We start from the raw sequence: 339 nt of genomic DNA, 5'->3' as shown, positions 1-339 counted from the left end.
CTGCCTTTCCAAATGCGGACGTGGGGTATGACATGACGCCACGCTCTTGGGGAATGGCTATTATGCTGTTTCTTTTTGAGAAGTTCTACCGCAGTGCAAGGAAACACGGTTTAAAAGCCGAAACCAAGCACTTTGAGACTCTGTTAAATCAATTATCAAATTATGTGTATCAACTTCCCAATATGGACGAGATTTTTCGTGTTCATTGGGCGTTGAGTTGGGAAGACCGACTGAAACACGCATAACAACAATCATCTGTAGCGGAACTACTCCGCAAGGCAATGCCAGTTCGTCTGGCATTGGCCAGCCGAATTAGCCCTTTTTAAATGACTAATTCAA

At 44.2% G+C, this 339-nt stretch carries 1 protein-coding gene; it reads left to right on the top strand.

The window, feature by feature from the left end; genetic code table 11:
• The coding region (locus MD535_RS25910) for a hypothetical protein (protein WP_265678145.1) at positions 1-245 on the top strand (245 nt) is incomplete at its 5' end.
• Positions 246-339: the final 94 nt, after the last annotated feature.

The organism is Vibrio qingdaonensis, from assembly GCF_026191675.1.
Classification (GTDB): domain Bacteria; phylum Pseudomonadota; class Gammaproteobacteria; order Enterobacterales; family Vibrionaceae; genus Vibrio; species Vibrio qingdaonensis.
The sequence above is the reverse complement of the archived record's forward strand: the minus strand, read 5'-3'. Positions and strand labels throughout refer to the sequence as shown.